Here is a 20,830-nt window from a genome sequence, read left to right as displayed (position 1 = left end):
AGACGGTACATTAGTACCTAAACAATTTAAAGCTCACTTTTCATTAAAACGTTAATACATTATGAATTTTAAAAGAGGATACTTATTATTATTAGTGTTTATTACACAGTTTTCATTCTCACAAGAAGGAATCGCAGTTTATTCAGATTATCTATCAGATAACTATTATTTAATTCATCCATCAATGGCTGGAGCTGCTGATTGTGCTAAAGTTAGATTAACAGCACGACAACAATGGTTTGATCAGGATGAAGCACCTGCATTACAAACTTTAAGTTTTAATACTTCAGTGGGAGAACGTTCAGGAATTGGAGCAATTGTTTTTAATGACAGAAACGGTTATCATACACAAACAGGAGCAAAACTTTCTTATGCACACCATTTGAGGTTTTCGAGAAGTACATTGGACTTAAATCAATTGTCATTTGGTATGAATGCTGGTTTAATTCAGAGTAATTTAGATGAAACTTCATTCTACACCTCAAATCCATCGTATGATCCAATTGTAAATGGAGGGATTGTTCAAAAAGATTCTTATTTTAATGTCGATTTAGGAGCTTCATATTTCTATTTAGATTTTTATACACATTTTACAGTTAAAAATGTTATAGCTAGCAAAAGAGAGTTGTATACAGATATAGAAACTGATAACTTAAGAAAATATTTATGGAGTGCTGGATATGTTTTTAATGTAGGAGATAATGGCTTATTGTTAGAACCATCTACTATGTTTCAATATGTTGATCAAACTAAAGAAAAAACTATTGATTTAAACTTAAAGCTTTATAAAAATTTAGATTTTGGTAGAGTATGGGGTGGTTTATCTTATAGAAGAAGTTTTGACGGTGCGCAATTTATTGATGGTGCTAATATTGGAGAACAAAAACTACAATACATTACTCCAATATTAGGAATAAACTATAAGAAATTTATGTTTGCATATACTTATTCTCATTTGACAGGTGATGTTAAATTTGATAATGCAGGATTTCATCAAATTACTTTAGGTCTTGACCTTTTCTGTAAAGACACTAGATTTGATTGCAACTGTCCAGCAGTTAACTAATTGTAAAAATTTTAATATAAGTCCCGTTTTTTATAAGCGGGATTTTTTTTGTTATGATAATAAAAACTATAAAAGGAAAAACACCAATTATACCAGATGATTGCTATGTTGCAGAAAATGCAACGATTATTGGTGATGTTACTATTGGAGAAAATTGTAGTATTTGGTTTAATGCTGTTGTTAGAGGAGATGTTCATTTCATTTCTATTGGAAATAAAGTAAATATCCAAGATGGTGCTATAATTCATTGTACTTATCAAAAACATCCAACAATAATTGGAAATAATGTTTCAATAGGGCATAATGCTATAGTGCATGGTTGTACTATAAAAGATAATGTCTTAATTGGAATGGGTTCAATTGTAATGGATAATTGCGTTGTAGAAAGTAATTCAATTATCGCTGCGGGTGCAGTTGTTACACAGAACACAATTGTTGAATCAGGTTGTATATATGCAGGTGTTCCAGCTAAGAAAGTTAAAGATATTGATCAAAGTGACTTTGCAGGAGAAATAGAGCGTATTTCAAATAACTATGTGATGTATTCAGGTTGGTTTAAAGACGAAGAGTAATTTAAAAATTCTCTTTAATAACCTTGTGTTTATTTTCTAATATAGATTTTAATACTTCAGGATCTGAATTAGTTAAAAAAACATGATTAACATCTTTGTTGTTCAAGTTTAGTAAGTTGTTTTCAACTAATATTTTTTTGGTTTGTTTCGCAACAGCTTCACCTGAATCAATAATTTTAATTTTTGGAGGGATTATTTTTTTTATTTGGGGAATCAAGTAAGGATAATGACTGCATCCTAAAACCAAGTAATCAATATTTTGTTCAATCATTGGTTTTAGATAAGTTTTTAATAGATCAAACATTTCTGGTGTATCGATATCACCGTTTTCTATTAATTGAACCAATCCATGGCCTATTTGCTCAATTATCTTAATGTTTTCGAATGATGCTGAAGTTTTATGGAATAAATCGCTGTTAAGAGTTCCTTTTGTGGCTAAAATTCCAATTCTATGAGTTTGTGAATTATTTGCAGCAGGTTTTATTGCAGGTTCAATTCCTATAAATGGAACATCATAAGATGCTCTTAATTCTTTAATGGCATTTGTAGTAGCAGTATTGCAAGCCACAACGATAATTTTACAATTTTTATCTAGTAGAAATTCAGTGTTTTTTCTACTTAAAGCAATAATTTCATCTTTGCTTTTTAATCCATAGGGAGCATTTGTACTATCTGCTAAATAAATAGAATTTTCTAAGGGAAGTAATTTATTGATTTCTTTCCAAATAGATGTTCCACCAATACCAGAATCGAAAAGTCCAATGGGATTATTTTTTTTCATGAACCAAAAATAAAAAAAAACTGCATATGTTTGAAAATATGCAGTTTTTTAATTTTGTATTGAAGTTTTATTAGAATCCTAATTCTTTTTTAACATCAGCTAATAAGTCAGTACCTGCAGCTACAAGTAGCCCACTACCTTCTGTTGCGTCTAAAACATAGTCAAAACCTCTAGCAGCAGCCACTTTTTGAATAGCTTTTTGAGCTTTTTCCATAATTGGTTTTAATAAATCCAATTCTTTTTGTTGCAATTGCTGAGAAGCATTTTGTTGAAATTCTTGGATACGTTGCCCCATACCTTGCATTTCAGATGAACGTGTTTCGTTTACAGCATCACCGGCAGTTGGAGCTTCTTGTTCGTATTTTTTTAATTTTGTTTGGTATTCTTGTACCATACTTTTGTATTCTTTGTCATATGTTCCTTGAATTGTTTGTAACTGCGTTTGAGCTGTTTTCATTTCAGGCATATTGGTCATTAGTGCTTTAACATCAATATGAGCTATTTTTGATTGTGCATTAACAAATTGAGCACTCATTATAAGAGCAAGTGCAATAAAAATTGATTTTAATTGTTTCATTTTTGTTTTTAATTTTAATTTATTCTTATTCTCCGGTTTTGTTTTCTTCTTCTCTTTTCTTTTTAGCGGCTTCTCTTTCGTCTAGAATTTTTTGTCTTCTTTCTTCAGCTGCTTTCTTACGTTCTTCTATTTTTTTGTTTCGCTCTTCTAGAGCTTTTTCTCTTATCTCAGCAGGAGTTAATGCGGTTTCTTCTGAAGTTGTTTTTTTCTCTTCTTCAGTCGACTTATCATCATCTGCTGTTTTGTTATCTTCAATTAGCGTGCCATTTTTTTTGGCTTCTCTTTCGTCAATTAATTTTTGTCTTTTTTCAGCAGCTTCTTGTTTTCTGGCTTCATAAGCCGCTTTCTTTTCTTCTGCCAATTTTTCACGAGCTGCTTTTTTCTCATCTAGTATTCTTTGACGCTCTGCCATTTCTGGATTTTCGTCTTGCATGTCTTCTAATGCGTCTCTAGCTTCTTGATCTTTTAATTGTTTAGCCGTTAATTGTTCTCTTTTTTCAGCTCTTACTAATTGTCTAACAACTTGGTCGCTTATGTCGTATCTTTGTGCTGCAAATAGCATTGTCATGTCTGAAGATTTATCAAAAATAAAGTCATATTTTTTTTGCTCAGCAATATCTTGTACGATAGTAAATACTTGGTCTTGAATGGGTTTTACTAAAACTGACTTTTGAATAATTAAATCACCTTTTGGTCCAAATCTATTTTGTTGGTATTCTAATAGTTCAGTTTCAAGGTAATTTATTTCTTCTTCTCTTTCTTCAATCAATTCTTTAGTTAAAAGAGGGCTTTCAATTTTTAAATCTTCTTTTAACTTATTTATTTCATTTTTTTTTGCTTCAATTTCTTGTTTCCATTTTTGAGCTTTAATTTCTAATTGGTTTTTAGCTTCTGCATAATTTGGAACTTTTTCTAAGATATATTCCATATCAATAAAACCAATTCTTATGCCTCTTGATTGAGAAAAAGTAATTGTCGTACTTAAAAATAAAAATAATAAAACTGTTTTTTTCATACTTATATTATTTTAGTTTATATAGTTAGCAAATTAAAATTGCTGACCTATAATAAAATGTGTTTGCCATCCGCTTTTTCCTGTTGTTCCAGGAACAGCATCAAATCCATGTGCAAAGTCAATTCCTAATAATCCAAAAGCAGGCATAAATACTCTTAAACCAAAACCTGCGGAACGTTGTACGCTAAATGGATTGTATGATTTAAAGTCATTAAAAGCTGCTCCTGCTTCTAAAAATGACAATCCATATATCGATGCACTAGACTTCAATGTAATTGGATATCTTAATTCTAACGAAAATTTGTTATAAATAGTACCTCCATCTGTCGAAGATAATGAATTATTTGGATATCCACGCAATTGAATTGTTTCTCTTCCGTCTAATGAATAGTTAGCAAGACCATCTCCACCTAAGTAAAAACGCTCAAATGGTACTAATCCTCTATCTTGATTGTAAGCTCCCATAAAACCAAATTCACCTAAAGAACGTAATACTAATTTATCATAAATTTTTGTATACCAATCAGCTTTAAATTTAACTTTATAATATTCAAGCCATTTGTATTTTTCTTGGTCTACTTTTGAAGGGTCAGAAGCGGCATCATTTATGCTATATGCTTTTGCTGGATTAGGGTTTTCTGTCGAAGGAATTTCTGTAACATAATCACCAGTATTTACTAAAACCTCTGCTCCAGTTTCATCAGTATATATATAACTGTTACCTGTGTAAACATACTTGTTTTTTTCTAAATCCCCTAAATTTGCATAATCTACATTATTGAATAGTGAATATGGTGGTGTGAACTTCGCAGATACACTAAATTCTGAACCATAAGTAGGATAAATAGGGTTTAATCCTTTATTATTTCTTGTTAACCCAATAGTATATGCTAGGTTTCTTGAAGCTCCATTTCCAAATGTGAATAAACCGGTATTATAATTGTTTAATTTATAATATTGAAATGAAACTGCTTGCGATAATGTAAAATATGGATCAGGCACAGTTAATCTTTTAGCAATACCTACAGAAAGTGACGTAATATTGAAACTTTGAGATTTGTCCACATCTCTTGTAGAATAGTTATATAAGAATTGCTTACTATGTGATAATGATGTAGAAAAACTAACTGGTTTTTTTCCACCATACCAAGGTTCTTGAAAACTTAAGCTATAAGTTTGAAAGTAAGTACTACCTTGAAGATTTAATGACATTTTTTGTCCATCTCCCATTGGTAAAGGTTTGTAAGCGTCTTTATTGAAAATATTTCGGATTGAAAAATTATTAAAAGACAATCCTAGGGTTCCAATGAAACCACCACCACCATATCCACCTTGTAGTTGAATTTGACTTGCTCCCTTTTCAACTACACTATATTCAATATCAACTGTTCCGGCAGCTGCATCAACATTTTTGAAATTTGGATTTATGGCTTCCGGATCGAAGAAACCTAATTGTCCAAGTTCTCTAATTGTGTTTACTAATGCTTCCTTACTGTATTTTTTTCCAGGTTTGGTAAGGAGTTCTCTATAAATAACATGATCATTTGTTTTTTCATTACCAACTACAGTTATTTTGTTGAAATAAGCCAAAGGACCTTCACTAATTCTTATCTCAAAATCAATTGTGTCATTTTCAGTTTTTACTTCAACAGTATTGATATTAGAAAATAGATAACCATTGTTTTGATATAAATTCGTTATATCTTCAGCATCTGGTCTTGTATTATCGGCAATTCTTTTTTGTAGTAATACACCATTATAGACATCACCTTTTTCAACACCTAAAATTCTTTTTAAATATTCTTCTGAATAAACGGTATTTCCTAAGAAACGAATATCTCCAAAATAATATTTTCTTCCTTCTTCTAATTTTACATCAATGAAAATTTTATTTTTTTCTTTATCATAGACTACTGTATCGTTTATGATTCTTGCATCTCTGTATCCTTTTTCTTTGTATTTGCTAATTACATTTGTTAAATCTTCCTCATATTTATCTTTAATGAATTTTGAAGCTTTAAAGATTCGAAGTGGATTTTGTTGTTTAGTGTTTTTAAAAGCCTTTCTTAATTTCTTATCAGTAAATTGCTCATTACCTTCAAAATTTATCTTCTTAACTTTTACTTTGTCTCCTTTATCAATTTTTATAAGCATATCAACATTTGTGTCTGTTGAATCTGGAAAGGTGTTTACAACAACTTTAGTGTTGTAAAATCCATCTTTCTTATATTTGTTTTGAATGTAATTTTTTGTAGTAGTAATTAAGTTTTCATTGACAATTTTTCCTTTTTTTAAGTCATTGTCTTTGATTAATTCTTCAATTTTTCCTTTTTTAACTCCAGTTATTTTTACATCAGCAAGTTTAGGTAATTCATTAATATTTAATTCGAGATAAATACTGTCATTTTCAATTTTATTTACATAAATATTTATATCGTTGAAATAACCAAGTTTCCATAATTTTTTGATAGCGTTACTTATTTCTTCACCAGGAACAATAATGTTTTGTCCCTTTTCTAAACCTGCAAAAGTTACGATAGTTTGAGGGTTGTAATTTACTTTTCCTGTAACCTCAATATCCGCTAAAATATATGATTTACCATTTTCAAAATTAGTTTCTTGTGCAGAAATTTTGAATAGGCCTAAAAATAAAAATAATATCGCGCTTAACTTGATATTGTTGTTTAAAAGAGAATTTCTTTTATAATTGTTCACTTGTTTTTCCAAATCTACGTTCTCTTTTTTGGTAACTAATAATTGCTTCATACAAATTGTTTTCTGTAAAATCAGGCCATAATACATCGGTAAAGTAAAATTCTGCATAGGCAATTTGCCATAATAAGAAGTTACTTATCCTGTGTTCGCCACTTGTTCTGATTACTAAATCTACATCTGGTAAATTGTGCGTGTAAAGATGCTGATTAATAATTGATTCATCAATAGCTGATTCAGAAATTATATTATTTTTAACTTTATTGCTAATATTTTTAACAACTTGAACGATTTCTTCTCGAGAGCCATAGCTTAAAGCTAATGTCAATGTCATTCGGGTGTTGTTTTTTGTTTTGTCTATTACTTCATGCAATTCTTTGTAAACATTTTTTGGTAAGGTTGTTAAATTTCCAATTGCATTTAATCGTATGTTATTTTTCATAAGAGTTTCTTCTTCTTTTTTAAGAGAAGAAATCAACAACTTCATTAAGGTGTCTACTTCAAGTTTTGGTCTGTTCCAATTTTCCGTTGAAAAAGCATATAAAGTAAGATTTTCAATGCCTAATTTAGCGCAAGTTTCAACAGTTGTTTTTACAGATTTTGTCCCGTTTTCATGACCAAAAGCTCTTAAAAGACCTTTTTGTTTAGCCCAACGACCATTTCCATCCATTATGATTGCCAAATGGTTGGGAAGTTTTTTGCTGTCTATTTTTTCTAAATAATTCATTGTTTTCCTTGTGGACAAAAGCATGGGTTTTCTCCAAACGTGTATGTTAAAGTTGCTCCAGTAAACATATACCAATCATTGCTATTAGTGTTTCCAAAACGAATACTCTCATAATTGTCATTAGGTGAATTACTTCCATCTAAATTGTCGGATAAAGTATATCGTGCTCCAGCTTCAATTCCTAAAATAAAAGAATGTGCAATTCTTGCCTTAAATCCTAAAACCATTGGAATAGAAATTGATCTTCCTTTGTCAAAACCTTTTCCAACATTTATATCGTCACTTTCAAAATCATTATGCCAAAAATAGTTTACACCAGTAAACACATAAGGTGTATATTGCATGTCAAATTGATGTAAATCAAATGGGAAAAAATTAAATTCTAAACCAGCCGAAACTTCTTTGATAGTATTTGTAAAACTATAGCCTCTTAGATTTCTACTGGCAACTTTAGAATCTAAATCGTTAGCACTAATGTTTCCCTGCATATAGGTAAATCTATAGGAATGTCGTACGCTTTTGTTCCATTTGTATATAAACCCAAAACCTAATTCATTTGGATTTATGTAATTTGTTTTTCCAATGTCTCCAACATAATTTGTTCCTCCAAGAAACACACCCACTTCATGTATTTGTGCTTTGGAAGAATTAAAAAATCCTATAAAAAATATGTATAAAACTAGTCTTTTCATTTTTTTTCAGATTGCAAATATAACAATATTGATGTTTTAACTTCATAAAGAAGCATTTTTTTACTCAATATTAGTAACGTAAAAAAATGAAAAGTAATATAATCAAATTTAAAAGAGTTCTTAATTTCTTTTATCTTCTCCCCAAAGTAGCTTTTTTCGAATAGTTTTTAAAAATCCTTCTTCAAAAAATTCAACCATATTAATTTCAAATGCTGCTTTGTTAATGGTTAAAGAGGTTTCTTTTGTCACCGTTGTAATTCTTGAGTCTAATGAAACTAAGAATTGATCTTCTCTTCCAGAAATATTTAATTTTATTTCAATATTGTCTGGAATTACTAATGGTCTAGCTGTTAAATTATGAGGTGCAATAGGGGTAATTACTAAACTTGAATTTTCTGGCATTAAAACTGGTCCACCACAACTTAATGAATAGCCTGTTGAGCCGGTTGGAGTTGCAATAATTAAACCGTCTGCCCAATAAGAATTTAAATATTCATTGTTAAGGTAAGTTTCAATAGTTATCATCGAAGTAGTATCCTTTCTTGAAACTGTAATTTCATTAAGTGCAAAATTAATGTCTTCTAAATCTTTATTTGAAGGAGAACATTTTAAACTAAGTAGCGTTCTTTTTGAAATTTTAAAATCATTAGAAAACAATTTTGGTAAAAACATTTCAATGTTTTCTTCCTGAACGGTTGCTAAGAAACCTAGCCTTCCAGCATTTACACCAACTATTGGTATGTTTTTATCTCTTACTAAAGTTGCGGCTCTTAATATTGTTCCGTCTCCACCAACGCTGATTAAAAAATCGAAATCATTGTCTAAATCAGTGTGGTCTTTGAAGGTTTTAAATGATTTCTGAAAAGAGTGGTTTTCATTTAGTACTTTCCAAAAACGTTCAATGAAGAAAATTTCTGCACCTTTTTTTTCAAGGACATGGACTACTTTACTAATGATTTCAAAAGTATTGTTTTGATAATATTGTCCAAAAATAGCTATCTTCATACTAGATATTAAGGTATTTGTCTAAATAATCTGAACGCTCTTTCAAGTTTTCTAGATAAGAATCTTCTTGATGTTCAGAAACAACAATGTATTCATATCTTCTAAAGCCTTGCAGAATTTCATTCATATAACTTTGAGAGATCTTTAATGTGACTTCTACAGAAGTTTCATCTATATTGGAAATAAACAATCCTAAAAGTTTTCCACCATTTCCTTCAACAATTTGAGCTATTTGTCCAATTGAATAATCAGCTTTAGCTTTTTGAACTACAATAATTCCTCCTTCTTCTTTTATAAAAGGACTTTCATAAAAAAACTTAACAACATCATTCAATTCATAATAGCCTACATAAATGTTTTTTTCATTTAAAACAGGCATGATGTTGCAGTCGTTTTTACCAAACTCTTCTAAAACATCTAACCAAATCATAGAATCTCTCACAAAAAAACGTTCAAAATTGAATTTGTTTTCGCTTATTAAGCTATTTTCATCAATTAAAGTCGCGTCTTCACTCTTTATGCAACCAATATATGCATTGTTCTCACTCACGGGAAAATGGGAATAAGGAATCTCTAGAAACAAATCTTGTGCATCTGCAATAGTTTGAGTTGTTTTTAATGGTTTGATATCGAAATTTATGTAATCTATTAAATTGTGCATAGGGTTTAATTTCTTTTGCAAAATAATCAAAAAAATACAATACTAAACTTATTAGACTTTGTATTTTTGTAAAGTTAAAAAACAAAGTTATGACAAAGTTATCAGTAAATATTAATAAAATAGCAACTTTAAGAAATTCTCGTGGTGGAAATATTCCAAATGTGTTACAAGTTGCGAAAGATTTGCAGCAATTTGGAGCGCAAGGAATTACTATTCATCCAAGACCAGATGAACGACATATTAGATATCAAGATGCTTATGATTTAAAAGATATTGTACATACGGAATATAATATTGAAGGTAATCCAGTAAAGAAATTTATGGATATGGTTTTGGAAATAAAGCCTACTCAAGTTACTTTGGTGCCAGATGCTGATGATGCTTTGACTTCAAATGCTGGTTGGAATACAATAAAACATAAAGACTTTTTGAAAGAAATTATTCAAGAATTTAAAAACAATAAAATTCGAACTTCAATTTTTGTTGATCCTGTTATTCAAATGATAGAAGGTGCAAAAGAAACGGGTGCAGATAGAATTGAATTATATACTGAAGAATTTGCACATCAGTTTGGTTTAGGAAATAAAAAAGGAATTGATGTTTATGTGCAATCAGCTATAAAAGCAAATGAATTAGGGTTAGGTGTAAATGCAGGTCATGATTTGAGTTTGGATAATATTCAGTTCTTCAAACAAAATATACCTAATTTATTAGAAGTTTCAATTGGACACGCTTTGGTTGCAGAATCTTTGTATTTAGGATTTGAAAATGTGGTGAACATGTATTTAAATAAATTAAAATGATATTACATTCAAGAATAGAAGGGACAGGAAAGCCGTTTGTAATTCTTCATGGTTTTTTAGGTATGTCAGACAACTGGAAAACGTTGGGTTCTCAATTTGCTGAAGAGGGTTTTCAAGTTCATATGTTGGACATGAGAAATCACGGAAAAAGTTTTCATTCTGATGATTTTAGTTATGAAGACATGGCAAATGATGTGAAAGTCTATTGTGATTATCATAATTTAGAAAATATCATTCTCTTAGGACATTCAATGGGTGGAAAAACAGCTATGCTTTTAGCAACTTTACATCCTGAATTAATAGAAAAACTAATTATTGCTGATATTGGGCCAAAGTTTTATCCACAACATCATCAATCTATTTTAGAAGGATTAAATGCAGTCGATTTTTCTGAACAACCAAGTAGAAGTGAAGTAGAAGAAACAGTTGCAAAATACATAACTGATTTTGGGACAAGACAATTTCTTTTAAAAAGTTTATATTGGAAAGAAAAAGAACAATTAGCCTTTCGTTTTAATTTAGATGTTTTTAATAAAAAAATTGAAGAAATAGGTAAAGCTTTACCTGAATCAAATAAATTTGAAAAACCAACGCTATTTTTAAGAGGAGCAAAATCTGACTACATTTTAGATTCTGATTTTGAAATTATTCATAACCACTTTCCAAACGTAACTATTGAAACCATTTCAAATGCAGGACATTGGTTGCATGCTGAAAATCCAACAGATTTTTATAGTAAAACAATTAATTTTATTGAATAAATAAAGTTAATTTACTATGCATGCATAATTTTTTTGTTAAAAAAATTGTAAAATTCATAATTTGTAGTAATTTTGAAGTATTGCTTTTAACAAATTCAAAAAAAACTAAACATTTATTTTTATTATGAGAAAATTACTTTCTTTAACAATTTTTGCTTTGGCAAGCTCTACCGTTTTCGCAGGAGGATATAGAGTAAGTATCCAAGGGCAGAAACAATTAGCAATGGGACACACTGGTGTTGCTATTGTAAATAGTGCTGAAACAGCCTTTTTTAATCCTGCAGGTATGGCTTATTTAAAAGATAAGTTCAATTTATCAGTTGGTGGAAGTGCTTTGTTTTCAAAAACAAGATTTCAAAATTCCGAATACAACTGGAAAGCTTCTTCAGATAATGTAGGTACTCCTTTTAATGTTTATGCTACATATAAAGTAACAGATTGGTTAACGGCTGGTTTGGCTGTATATTCTCCTTACGGAAGTGCAGTAGAATGGGATCAAGATTGGCAAGGAGCACATTTGGTCAATAATATTGATTTAAAAGCCATTTTTGTTCAACCAACAGTTTCTATAAGAATTGGTGATGAATTCAGTTTTGGTGGTGGACCAATTTATGCAACAGGTTCTGTAAATTTCAATAGAAATTTATCAATAAATCCTTTGTTATCCGCAAATGGAAGTGGTTCTGATGTTACCATAGATGCAACAGGAATTTCTGCTTGGGGATATAATGTTGGTTTTATGTTTAATCCAAGTGATAAATTAAGATTAGGTTTCAATTATCGTTCAGAGATTATTATGGAAGCAAGAGACGGTGATGCTAATTATGCTGATTTACCAGGGTTTTATCCATTAAATGATACAAAATTCGATGCAGATTTACCTTTACCTGCTGAAGTTACAACAGGTTTATCATATCAAGTTACAGACAAATGGTTAGTGGCTTTTGATTATAATTATGCAATGTGGAGTGCTTATGAAGCATTAGATGTGAAATTTGCAAACGGTACAGAATCATTAAATCCAAGAAATTATAAAAATTCTAGCACTTATAGAGTAGGTACTCAATATGTAGCAAATGATAAATTTACTTTCAGAGCAGGTTGGTATTTTGACGAAAGTCCAGTACAAGATGGTTATTTTGCTCCAGAAACACCTAGAAACGATTCAATGGGTTATACAGGTGGTTTGACTTATCAATTAAATCCTAAATTCGGTATCGATGTTTCTTTATTATATTTACACTTTGATGAAATAGATAATTCATACAATCATTCTACAGATCCAGTGTCTGGAACTCCAAATCCAGATTTCGGTGGAACCTATAAATCATCAGTTTTCTCACCAGGTGTAGGTGTAACTTACAGCTTCTAATTAAAAAATTTTAAAAAAATGAAAAATAAATTTATATACTTATCTATTTTGGCAGTTGCAGGATTAGTTTCTTGTGAACCAGAATTTGAAAATGAAGTAGACGCAAATTATACGGCTGGAGAAGCTGATTTCTCAACTTATGTTGCCGTTGGTAATTCATTAACTGCAGGTTATATGGATGGTACAATGTACAAAAGTGGTCAAGCAAATTCATTTCCTAACTTGTTAGCGCAACAATTTGCAACTGTCGGAGGAGGCGCGTTTACACAGCCATCTTTTGAAGAAGATGTAAATAATCTAGGAGGAATTTTAGGTGTTCCTGGATTTGGAACTCGAAGAGTAATTAATTTTGCTTCAAGTGCACCTGAGAATTTAGTTGGAACACCAACAATTACTTTAACTGCTCAAGCTACAGCCTATAATAATATGGGTGTTCCTGGAGCAAAATCATTTCATTTATTAGCACCAGGATATGGTAACCCAGCTGGTTTAGCATTAGGACAAGCAAATCCATATTACGTTAGACATGCTACTTCTACAACTTCAACTGTTTTAGGTGATGCAGTTTCTAAAAATCCAACATTTTTTACCAACTGGATAGGGGCAAATGATGTATTGTCTTATGCAACTACTGGGGGAATAGGTGTAGATAGAACAGGTAATCCAGATGCGACTCAATACGGTTCAAATGACATTACTGACCCAACATTATTCGCAGGTGTTTATTCTACAATTGTTAATCAATTAACAGCTAATGGAGCAAAAGGTGTTGTAGCTACTATTCCTAGCGTTACTTCTATCCCTTTCTTTACAACTGTTCCTTATAATGCGTTGCCAGCTGAAGCAACTTCATCAAATGTTAACGCTTTACAATTATACGGTTTCTTAGCTCAAGTAACAGGAGGTAGGATTTTACCTTTATCAACTGCTGCAGGAACTAAAAACCCAATATTAATTACTGATGAAACGTTAACTGATTTAAGTGCGCAAATTGCTGGTGCAGCTGCTACAGTTCCATCTTTAGCACCTTATGCTACTGCTTTGGGTCAATTATATGGTAGAGCTCGACAAGCAACTTCAAATGATTTAATCTTATTAACTTCTTCTGGGAAAATTGGACAACCAAATCCAGCTGGAACAGCACCTTTTAATGTAAATGGAGTTACTTTTCCATTTCAAGATGGAGACGTTTTAATACCTTCTGAGCAAACAGCAATTTCAAATGCAACAAATGCTTATAATGCGGCAATTAAATCTATTGCAGCATCTAAAGGTCTTGCTGTTGCTGATATGAATGCAATTTTAAATCAATTAGTAAGCGGATTACGTTCTGTGGATGGTTCAATTTATACTGCTAACTATTTTAGTGGCGCAGCAACAGAAAACAAAGTATTGTTTTCATTAGATGGTGTTCATCCTAATGCTAGAGGTTATGCAGTAATTGCGAATGAAATTATCAAAGTGATTAACTCTCACTACAAATCTAATATGCCGTTTTTAAACCCTTCATATTTTCCTGGAATTCAAATTGTAGCTAAGAACGAATAATAGAATTAAATATATTAAATAAAAGACATCATTTTTGGTGTCTTTTTTTTATCTTTAAAATAAAATTTAAATTATGAATTTACTGATAAAACTTTTAATGTCTACAATTGTAGTGTTTGTACTAGCTCATTTTTTGCCAGGAATTGCAGTGGCAAGTTTTTCAACTGCATTAATTGTTGCGGTAGTTTTAGCTCTATTAAATACGTTTTTAAAACCAATATTAGTCTTGTTAACTATACCAGTAACTATTGTGACTTTAGGACTTTTTCTATTGGTGATTAATGCAGTGATAATAATGATTTGTGATAAAATGATTGATGGTTTTGCGGTTTCTGGATTTTGGTATGCCTTATTATTTAGCTTACTTTTATCCATAGGTCAGTCAATTCTGAATAATATTTTCGTAGAGAAAAGCTAAATTTTTATACAATTGAATTTCAATTAATTAAAAACTTGTTTGGGTTGTGAAATTTTTATAATTTTGCAACCCAATTTTCAATAGGAAAAAAAGACAAAATGAACATTACAAGAGAAAACGTTGATGCATTAAATGCAATAGTAACTGTAGCAGTTGCTAAAGAAGATTATTCAGCTAATGTAGCTAAAATTTTAGCAGATTATAGAAAAAACGCAAACATTCCAGGATTTAGAAAAGGTGCTGTGCCAATGAGCGTTATCCAAAAACAATATGGTAAAGCCGTTTTATTAGACGAAGTAAATAAATTATTGCAAAAATCTTTAAACGACTACCTAGTTCAAGAAAAATTAGATATTTTAGGAAATCCACTTCCAAAAGTAACTGAAGATTTCAATTGGGATAAAGAAGATTATACTTTTGAATTCGAATTAGGATTAGCTCCAGAATTTAATGTAGACTTAACAGCTAAAACAAAAGTAACTCGTTTTGCAATTGTTGCTGACGAAACTATGTTAAACGAGCAAATTGAAAGAATTCAAAAGCAGTACGGAAAATTAATTCCTCAAGATAAAGTAGAAGAAGGGTTTGATGTTTCAGGAACTTTCTCAAACGAAGAAAAAGGAATTGAAAACAGAACAACTTTTTCATTAGGTATCTTTAAAGACAAAAAAATAGCTAAAGAATTTATCGGTAAAAAAGTAGGTGATGTTGTTGTTTTAAATACAAAAGGACTTTTTGATGACGACCATAAATTAATGGATTATTTAAAAGTTTCTCATGATGATGTGCATGGTTTAGATGTTGATGTAAACTTTACTATTGAAGAAATCAATGCAACTGAATTGGCTGAATTAAACCAAGAATTGTTTGATAAATTATTTGGAGAAGGAAATGTAAAATCAGTTGAAGAATTAAAAGCAAAAATCAAAGAAGATGCTGAAGGTCAATTTGCACAACAAGCTGATCAAAAATTCTTAAATGATGTTACGGAGTCTTTAATTGATAATACTAAATTTGATTTACCAGCAGAATTCCTAAAAAAATGGATTCAAAATGCTGGTGAAAATCCTTTAACGGCTGAACAAGCTGAGGAAGAATATGAAAAATCAGAAAAAGGTTTACGTTACCAATTGATTGAAGGAAAAGTAATTGTTGAAAATAACCTTCAAACTACTTTTGAAGAATTAAAAGCATTTACTTCTGATTTAATCAAAAAACAAATGGCTCAATTTGGTCAAGTAAATCCAACGGATGAAGAAGTTGATAGTATTGTAGCTAGAGTTTTATCAAACCAAGATGAAATCAAACGTTTGTCTGAACAAATTATGAGCGAAAAAATGATTAATCTTTACAAAGAAAAAGTTCCTGCAAAAACAAAAGAAGTTTCTTACCAAGACTTTATTAAAGAAATGTATGGAGAATAATTTCTCATAAAAAATAATTATCTTTGAACGTCAAACTTTTTGGGTTTGGCGTTTTTTATTCTGAATTAAACTCAGAATTAGTATAACTATAATTTAATTATTCGAAAATAATATGAACTACGGAAAAGAATTTAGAAAATTTGCTACTAAGCATCAAGGTATAAATAATTTGTATTATGATAAAATCGTAAAACAAATCACACCAACAGGAATGACTCCTTACATTATGGAAGAGCGTCAATTAAATGTTTCTCAATTAGACGTTTTTTCGCGTTTGATGATGGACAGAATTATCTTTTTAGGAACTGGTGTTGATGATCAAATTGCAAACATCGTTCAAGCACAATTGTTGTTTTTAGAAAGTACAGATGCTTCTAAAGACATTCAAATTTACATCAATTCTCCAGGAGGAAGTGTTTATGCTGGATTAGGTATTTATGATACTATGCAATTCATTAAACCAGATGTAGCTACAATTTGTACAGGAATGGCTGCTTCAATGGGAGCTGTTTTATTATGTGCTGGTGCAGACGGAAAAAGAAGTGCATTGCCTCATTCACGTGTAATGATTCACCAACCAAGCGGAGGAGCACAAGGAGTTGCTTCAGATATGGAAATCAACTTACGAGAAATGTTGAAATTAAAAGATGAATTGTATCATATTATAGCAAAGCATTCAAAACAAGATTTTGATAAAGTATACAAAGATTCAGAAAGAGATTACTGGATGATTGCTGCTGAAGCAAAAGAGTATGGTATGATTGATGAAGTATTAGAAAGAAAATAAAACTGGTGATAGGTGATTGGTAATGGGAAAGAGATTTGCTTATTACCAATAGCCCATAACCCATAACAAAAAAAAATGCCAAAAGAAGTACTAGAATGTTCATTTTGTGGAAGAAAAAAACCAGAAACTAATTTATTAATTGCTGGTATAGATGCACATATTTGTGATAGATGTATTGAACAAGCCCATGGAATAGTAATTGAAGAAATCAAACAAACCGGAAATTCCGAATTGTTAGCAGATTTGAATTTACTTAAACCAAAAGAAATTAAAACTTTTTTAGATGATTATGTCATTGGACAAGATCAAACAAAAAGAGTGATGAGTGTTGCTGTATATAATCACTATAAAAGATTAATGCAAAAACAGACCGATGATGATGTTGAAATTGAAAAAAGTAACATATTAATGGTCGGACAAACCGGAACAGGAAAAACATTAGTAGCAAAAACTATTGCAAGAATGTTAAATGTTCCTTTAGCGATTGTTGATGCAACTGTTTTAACAGAAGCTGGTTATGTAGGAGAAGATGTAGAAAGTATTTTAACTCGTTTACTTCAAGCAGCTGATTATGATGTTGAAAAAGCCGAAAGAGGAATTGTTTTTATTGATGAGATTGATAAAATTGCTCGAAAGAGCGATAATCCTTCTATAACTAGAGATGTTTCTGGAGAAGGTGTTCAACAAGCTTTATTGAAATTGTTAGAAGGTACAGTTGTAAATGTGCCACCAAAAGGAGGAAGAAAACATCCAGACCAAAAATTTGTTGAGGTGAATACACAAAATATCTTATTTATTGCTGGTGGTGCTTTTGACGGAATTGAACGTGTCATTTCAAAACGATTAAATCGTCAAGCTGTTGGATATAGTTCTTCTATTAATACAGACCAAATTGACAAAGACAATTTATTGCAATATATCATTCCAAAAGATGTAAAAGACTTTGGTTTAATTCCTGAAATAATTGGTCGTTTACCAGTGCTGACTCACATGGATCCATTAGATGCAGACACATTGAGAAGTATCTTAACAGAACCAAAAAATGCTTTAATAAAACAATACAAAAAGTTGTTTGAAATGGATGAGGTTGCTTTAGAAATTGAAGAAGGAGCTTTAGAATTTATTGTCTCAAAAGCATTGGAATACAAATTAGGAGCAAGAGGTTTGCGTTCACTTTGTGAAGCTATTTTAACGGATGCGATGTTTGATTTACCAGGTTCTGAAGATAAATCACTATTAGTTACAAAAGAATATGCAGAACAGAGTTTAAATAAAAATTTATTACAACGACTGAAAGCTGTTTCATAAAAAATAAAAAATCCCGATTTAAATTTAAAATCGGGATTTTTTTTGATTTTTATTTTACAAATCCACCACCACTTTTTACTTTTTCGGTTTCAATAGTAGTGTTTTCTTTTTCTAACTTAAGATTCCCAAAATTATAACTCAAAGAAATTCTAAAAACTCTACTATCATTCTTTTCATAGAAGTTAGTGTTTAAGTTTGGAGATGCAATTTGAGCTGTAATACTATTTTGATTGAATAAATCTATTGCATGAAGTCCTATTTTAAGTTTTTTGTCTAAAAACTCTTTTTGGAAAGAGATGTCAAACTGTTGGATAGGTTTTGTTACATCATAAATCTCCCAGTTTCCTGGAGGAAGAATATAATAAGTCATGCTATTTCTGATGTCCCAAGGCAATAAAATTTGAGCTTCAGCTGCATAATTCCAAATGGGTTTTTGCTTAAATGGAAATTCATAACCATCAATTGTTGTTTTGATGTAATTTACACTTAAATAAATATAATTCATTCGGTCAATAATATTCAAACGCTCCATAAAAACATCTTTACCTTTAAAGAAATAATCTAACGGAATTGGAAAGTTAGCAAAAGCACTAAAAGTTTTCACTCTATCAAATTGTCTAAAAGCGCTTGAACTTACTAATTCATTCGGTTCAGCACTAAAAACAAAGAAGTTTTGATCTTTGGCAACACTATAATTGGTTCCAATTTGCACATAATCTAAAGCTGTGATTTTAAAATTATAATTATCAAAAAATACTGGATTTAAAAGTAAATTTCCACCAGAACTGTTGTATTGATCGAAGTTGCTTCCATTTGGATCTAATGTATTATAATTAGGTTGTCTAATTTTTCTTGAATAAGAAGAGCTTATGTTTATTTCATCAGAAAGTTGGTATAAAACACTTGCATTCGGAAATAAATTGGTGTTTGAAAATTCTATTTTTGTAGCTGTGTTGTCAACAATTCCTGTTCTGTTAACATTGAAATCTTCTAAACGCAATCCTAAAGTAAAATTGAATTTTTTAATTTTCTTTCGAGCTTCAGCATAAAAAGCCAAATTAGATTCTTCATAGTCAAAATCAATAACACTTGTAATTGGACTATCTAAATTATAATTTCCAATATTGTTTACGTCCAAATGGTTAAACTTTCCACCAGTAGTTAAAGAGAAATCATATTTTTGAAACGGAATTGTAAAATCATATTTCAAATAATAATTCAATAAATCAAAATTGTTTTTGGTTATAAATGTGCTATTTGTGTTGTTTTCTGTAGCTGTTGAAAATGAGTTAGGATTATTTGAAAAGAAATTAGAAAATCCAATGATATCTAATTTTCTTCCCAATGTATCTAGTTTGGTTTTGTATTGCAAACTAACTTCGTGATTGTTGGATTTATTTTTAGAAATTCCTTCATTGTAATAATCTGGAATGCTTGAACCGAAAGTTTGTGCCTCAAAAACATTTCTGTTATTACTTAAAGTAGCATTATAGTTCAATAATAAATTTGATTTTTTAGACAATTTATAATTAGTTCCAATTCTCGAATAAAAATTACGATTCGTAGAAACAGTCAATCGTTCTTGTTGAATAGTTTCATTAGGATTAAAAGAAGTAAACGTTTGTCCGTTCTCAGATTTTTGTTCACTATCAATATAGTTGTAACCAATCATTGTTTGCCAACTCAAGTTTTTCTCTTTTCCATTTAATAAAATTTGAGGACTTGGTTTTTGGTATTTATTAAAATTATAATTGATATTAAAATTGGCATTAATTCCTTTTAAACGAACAGAACTTGTTACTAAATTAATAACCGAACCACTCGCATTGGCATCAAAAGAAGCTCCTGGATTGTAAATTAATTCGATATTTTCAATGGCTTTAGCAGGAAGTGAAGAAAGATAATTTTTCAAATCATTTCCGCTTAAAGAATTTGGAGCATCATCAATATAAACAACAATTGGCTTTCCATTTAAAGTAAATCCACCAGTTGGTGAAGCTACAACTCCAGGCATTTTTTTAATAGCATCTAAAGCTGTTCCTGAACTAACCAAAGGATTGTCTTTGACATTAATAGTGGTTTTGTCAGATTCAACTTTGATGTATTTTTTTCTATCTGTAAGAACAACTTCTTTTAAATTAGTCATTTTTTCAGTCAAAATAACATCTTCTAAAGTTATAGAATTACTTGTGTCAGTAATCTCAAAAGAGATAACTTCTTGATTGTATTCGTAAGTAAAAATGGTTAGGGTGTAATTTCCAGCGGCTAAATTTTCTTTAATAGTAAATTCGCAACCAGTTGTGTTGAAGTATTTGTTGTACAAAACTTCGTTGTTGACTTTTCGCTCTAAAGTATAAAAACGATCAATGTTGTCGTTAGAACAGTCAACTTTTTCATTAGAAGATTTAACTTTTATTGTTTTTACAGCTTCTTGTGCGAAACTTAAACTGCAAACAAAAAATAAAGCAGTTAAAGTGATTTTTTTAAATAGTTTCATTTAATTTTGATTTGATTGATGATTGCTAATAAGACTCACCTAAATCAAAATTGTTACAAAACATATTTTTATTGTTGTGTTTGACTCACATCACATCTTCTAGA

The 20,830-nt window shown here is 30.2% G+C and carries 19 protein-coding genes; 10 read left to right on the top strand and 9 right to left on the bottom strand.

Features of this window, described 5'->3' with window-relative positions; genetic code table 11:
* Window positions 1–61 precede the first annotated feature (61 nt).
* Together AABJ49_RS11695 and AABJ49_RS11690 are read left to right on the top strand one after the other, a co-directional pair.
* On the top strand, window positions 62–1,066 hold the full coding sequence (locus AABJ49_RS11695; RefSeq protein WP_338378457.1) for a type IX secretion system membrane protein PorP/SprF: 1,005 nt from the start codon (window positions 62–64) through the stop codon (window positions 1,064–1,066).
* A 53-nt stretch (window positions 1,067–1,119) separates the two neighbouring features.
* The gene (locus AABJ49_RS11690) at window positions 1,120–1,638 is read left to right on the top strand and encodes a gamma carbonic anhydrase family protein (RefSeq protein WP_338378456.1); all 519 of its coding nucleotides are present in this window, start codon (window positions 1,120–1,122) and stop codon (window positions 1,636–1,638) included.
* Between the two features lies 1 nt (window position 1,639).
* Here AABJ49_RS11690 and murI read toward each other — a convergent pair whose 3' ends face one another.
* The 8 genes from murI to AABJ49_RS11650 form a co-directional block, all read right to left on the bottom strand.
* On the bottom strand, window positions 1,640–2,419 hold the full coding sequence (murI, locus tag AABJ49_RS11685) for a glutamate racemase (protein WP_338378455.1): 780 nt from the start codon (window positions 2,417–2,419) through the stop codon (window positions 1,640–1,642).
* Between the two features lie 70 nt (window positions 2,420–2,489).
* Window positions 2,490–2,996, bottom strand: a complete 507-nt coding sequence (locus AABJ49_RS11680; protein ID WP_338378454.1) for an OmpH family outer membrane protein — start codon at window positions 2,994–2,996, stop codon at window positions 2,490–2,492.
* A 25-nt stretch (window positions 2,997–3,021) separates the two neighbouring features.
* Window positions 3,022–4,011, bottom strand: a complete 990-nt coding sequence (locus tag AABJ49_RS11675) for an OmpH family outer membrane protein (protein WP_338378453.1) — start codon at window positions 4,009–4,011, stop codon at window positions 3,022–3,024.
* A gap of 33 nt (window positions 4,012–4,044) precedes the next feature.
* Window positions 4,045–6,777 (bottom strand): outer membrane protein assembly factor BamA, encoded by a 2,733-nt coding sequence (bamA, locus tag AABJ49_RS11670; protein ID WP_338378452.1) that lies wholly within the window; start codon window positions 6,775–6,777, stop codon window positions 4,045–4,047.
* Complete coding sequence (locus AABJ49_RS11665) at window positions 6,713–7,450, bottom strand: isoprenyl transferase (RefSeq protein ID WP_338378451.1); 738 nt, start codon at window positions 7,448–7,450, stop codon at window positions 6,713–6,715. The genes bamA and AABJ49_RS11665 overlap by 65 nt, the downstream gene beginning before the upstream one ends.
* Window positions 7,447–8,142, bottom strand: coding sequence for a DUF6089 family protein (locus AABJ49_RS11660; protein WP_338378450.1), 696 nt, complete (start codon window positions 8,140–8,142; stop codon window positions 7,447–7,449). Before AABJ49_RS11660 ends, AABJ49_RS11665 begins: the two co-directional genes overlap by 4 nt.
* 120 nt (window positions 8,143–8,262) lie before the next feature.
* The gene (locus AABJ49_RS11655) at window positions 8,263–9,147 is read right to left on the bottom strand and encodes an NAD kinase (RefSeq protein ID WP_338378449.1); all 885 of its coding nucleotides are present in this window, start codon (window positions 9,145–9,147) and stop codon (window positions 8,263–8,265) included.
* Between the two features lies 1 nt (window position 9,148).
* Entirely contained in the window at window positions 9,149–9,808 is a 660-nt protein-coding gene (locus tag AABJ49_RS11650; RefSeq protein WP_338378448.1) for an acetoin utilization protein acuB, read from the bottom strand.
* A gap of 89 nt (window positions 9,809–9,897) precedes the next feature.
* Here AABJ49_RS11650 and AABJ49_RS11645 point away from each other — a divergent pair, with 89 nt between their 5' ends.
* From AABJ49_RS11645 to clpX, 8 genes are all read left to right on the top strand, one after another.
* The gene (locus AABJ49_RS11645) at window positions 9,898–10,611 is read left to right on the top strand and encodes a pyridoxine 5'-phosphate synthase (RefSeq protein WP_338378447.1); all 714 of its coding nucleotides are present in this window, start codon (window positions 9,898–9,900) and stop codon (window positions 10,609–10,611) included.
* Window positions 10,611–11,372: an alpha/beta fold hydrolase gene (locus AABJ49_RS11640; RefSeq protein ID WP_338378460.1), complete on the top strand. Its 762-nt coding sequence runs from the start codon at window positions 10,611–10,613 to the stop codon at window positions 11,370–11,372. The genes AABJ49_RS11645 and AABJ49_RS11640 overlap by 1 nt, the downstream gene beginning before the upstream one ends.
* Before the next feature lie 124 nt (window positions 11,373–11,496).
* Window positions 11,497–12,744 carry an outer membrane protein transport protein gene (locus AABJ49_RS11635; protein ID WP_338378446.1) on the top strand — a complete coding sequence of 416 codons (1,248 nt, stop codon included), beginning with the start codon at window positions 11,497–11,499 and terminating at the stop codon, window positions 12,742–12,744.
* Window positions 12,745–12,762: 18 nt separating this feature from the next.
* Window positions 12,763–14,292, top strand: coding sequence for a G-D-S-L family lipolytic protein (locus AABJ49_RS11630; RefSeq protein ID WP_338378445.1), 1,530 nt, complete (start codon window positions 12,763–12,765; stop codon window positions 14,290–14,292).
* 73 nt (window positions 14,293–14,365) lie between these two features.
* On the top strand, window positions 14,366–14,710 hold the full coding sequence (locus AABJ49_RS11625; RefSeq protein ID WP_338378444.1) for a phage holin family protein: 345 nt from the start codon (window positions 14,366–14,368) through the stop codon (window positions 14,708–14,710).
* Window positions 14,711–14,808: 98 nt separating this feature from the next.
* Window positions 14,809–16,134, top strand: coding sequence for a trigger factor (tig, locus tag AABJ49_RS11620; RefSeq protein ID WP_338378443.1), 1,326 nt, complete (start codon window positions 14,809–14,811; stop codon window positions 16,132–16,134).
* Window positions 16,135–16,246: 112 nt separating this feature from the next.
* Entirely contained in the window at window positions 16,247–16,921 is a 675-nt protein-coding gene (gene clpP, locus AABJ49_RS11615; RefSeq protein WP_338378442.1) for an ATP-dependent Clp endopeptidase proteolytic subunit ClpP, read from the top strand.
* 75 nt (window positions 16,922–16,996) lie between these two features.
* A complete protein-coding gene (gene clpX / locus AABJ49_RS11610) occupies window positions 16,997–18,229 on the top strand; it encodes an ATP-dependent Clp protease ATP-binding subunit ClpX (RefSeq protein WP_338378441.1) in 1,233 nt (410 codons plus the stop codon).
* Window positions 18,230–18,278: 49 nt separating this feature from the next.
* On the opposite strand, the gene AABJ49_RS11605 is transcribed toward clpX, so the two are convergent.
* Window positions 18,279–20,726, bottom strand: a complete 2,448-nt coding sequence (locus AABJ49_RS11605; protein ID WP_338378440.1) for an outer membrane beta-barrel family protein — start codon at window positions 20,724–20,726, stop codon at window positions 18,279–18,281.
* Between the last annotated feature and the right edge of the window lie 104 nt (window positions 20,727–20,830).

The organism is uncultured Flavobacterium sp. (assembly GCF_963922255.1).
Lineage (GTDB): Bacteria > Bacteroidota > Bacteroidia > Flavobacteriales > Flavobacteriaceae > Flavobacterium.
Note: the sequence above shows the minus strand (reverse complement) of the source record. Positions and strands in the feature narration are given on the sequence as shown.

Coding starts and splice junctions, on each gene's coding strand:
- AABJ49_RS11695 (WP_338378457.1), top strand. CDS start 62: ATGAATTTTAAAAGAGGATACTTATTATTATTAGTGTTTATTACACAG.
- AABJ49_RS11690 (WP_338378456.1), top strand. CDS start 1,120: ATGATAATAAAAACTATAAAAGGAAAAACACCAATTATACCAGATGAT.
- murI (WP_338378455.1), bottom strand. CDS start 2,419: ATGAAAAAAAATAATCCCATTGGACTTTTCGATTCTGGTATTGGTGGA.
- AABJ49_RS11680 (WP_338378454.1), bottom strand. CDS start 2,996: ATGAAACAATTAAAATCAATTTTTATTGCACTTGCTCTTATAATGAGT.
- AABJ49_RS11675 (WP_338378453.1), bottom strand. CDS start 4,011: ATGAAAAAAACAGTTTTATTATTTTTATTTTTAAGTACGACAATTACT.
- bamA (WP_338378452.1), bottom strand. CDS start 6,777: ATGAAGCAATTATTAGTTACCAAAAAAGAGAACGTAGATTTGGAAAAA.
- AABJ49_RS11665 (WP_338378451.1), bottom strand. CDS start 7,450: ATGAATTATTTAGAAAAAATAGACAGCAAAAAACTTCCCAACCATTTG.
- AABJ49_RS11660 (WP_338378450.1), bottom strand. CDS start 8,142: ATGAAAAGACTAGTTTTATACATATTTTTTATAGGATTTTTTAATTCT.
- AABJ49_RS11655 (WP_338378449.1), bottom strand. CDS start 9,147: ATGAAGATAGCTATTTTTGGACAATATTATCAAAACAATACTTTTGAA.
- AABJ49_RS11650 (WP_338378448.1), bottom strand. CDS start 9,808: ATGCACAATTTAATAGATTACATAAATTTCGATATCAAACCATTAAAA.
- AABJ49_RS11645 (WP_338378447.1), top strand. CDS start 9,898: ATGACAAAGTTATCAGTAAATATTAATAAAATAGCAACTTTAAGAAAT.
- AABJ49_RS11635 (WP_338378446.1), top strand. CDS start 11,497: ATGAGAAAATTACTTTCTTTAACAATTTTTGCTTTGGCAAGCTCTACC.
- AABJ49_RS11630 (WP_338378445.1), top strand. CDS start 12,763: ATGAAAAATAAATTTATATACTTATCTATTTTGGCAGTTGCAGGATTA.
- AABJ49_RS11625 (WP_338378444.1), top strand. CDS start 14,366: ATGAATTTACTGATAAAACTTTTAATGTCTACAATTGTAGTGTTTGTA.
- tig (WP_338378443.1), top strand. CDS start 14,809: ATGAACATTACAAGAGAAAACGTTGATGCATTAAATGCAATAGTAACT.
- clpP (WP_338378442.1), top strand. CDS start 16,247: ATGAACTACGGAAAAGAATTTAGAAAATTTGCTACTAAGCATCAAGGT.
- clpX (WP_338378441.1), top strand. CDS start 16,997: ATGCCAAAAGAAGTACTAGAATGTTCATTTTGTGGAAGAAAAAAACCA.
- AABJ49_RS11605 (WP_338378440.1), bottom strand. CDS start 20,726: ATGAAACTATTTAAAAAAATCACTTTAACTGCTTTATTTTTTGTTTGC.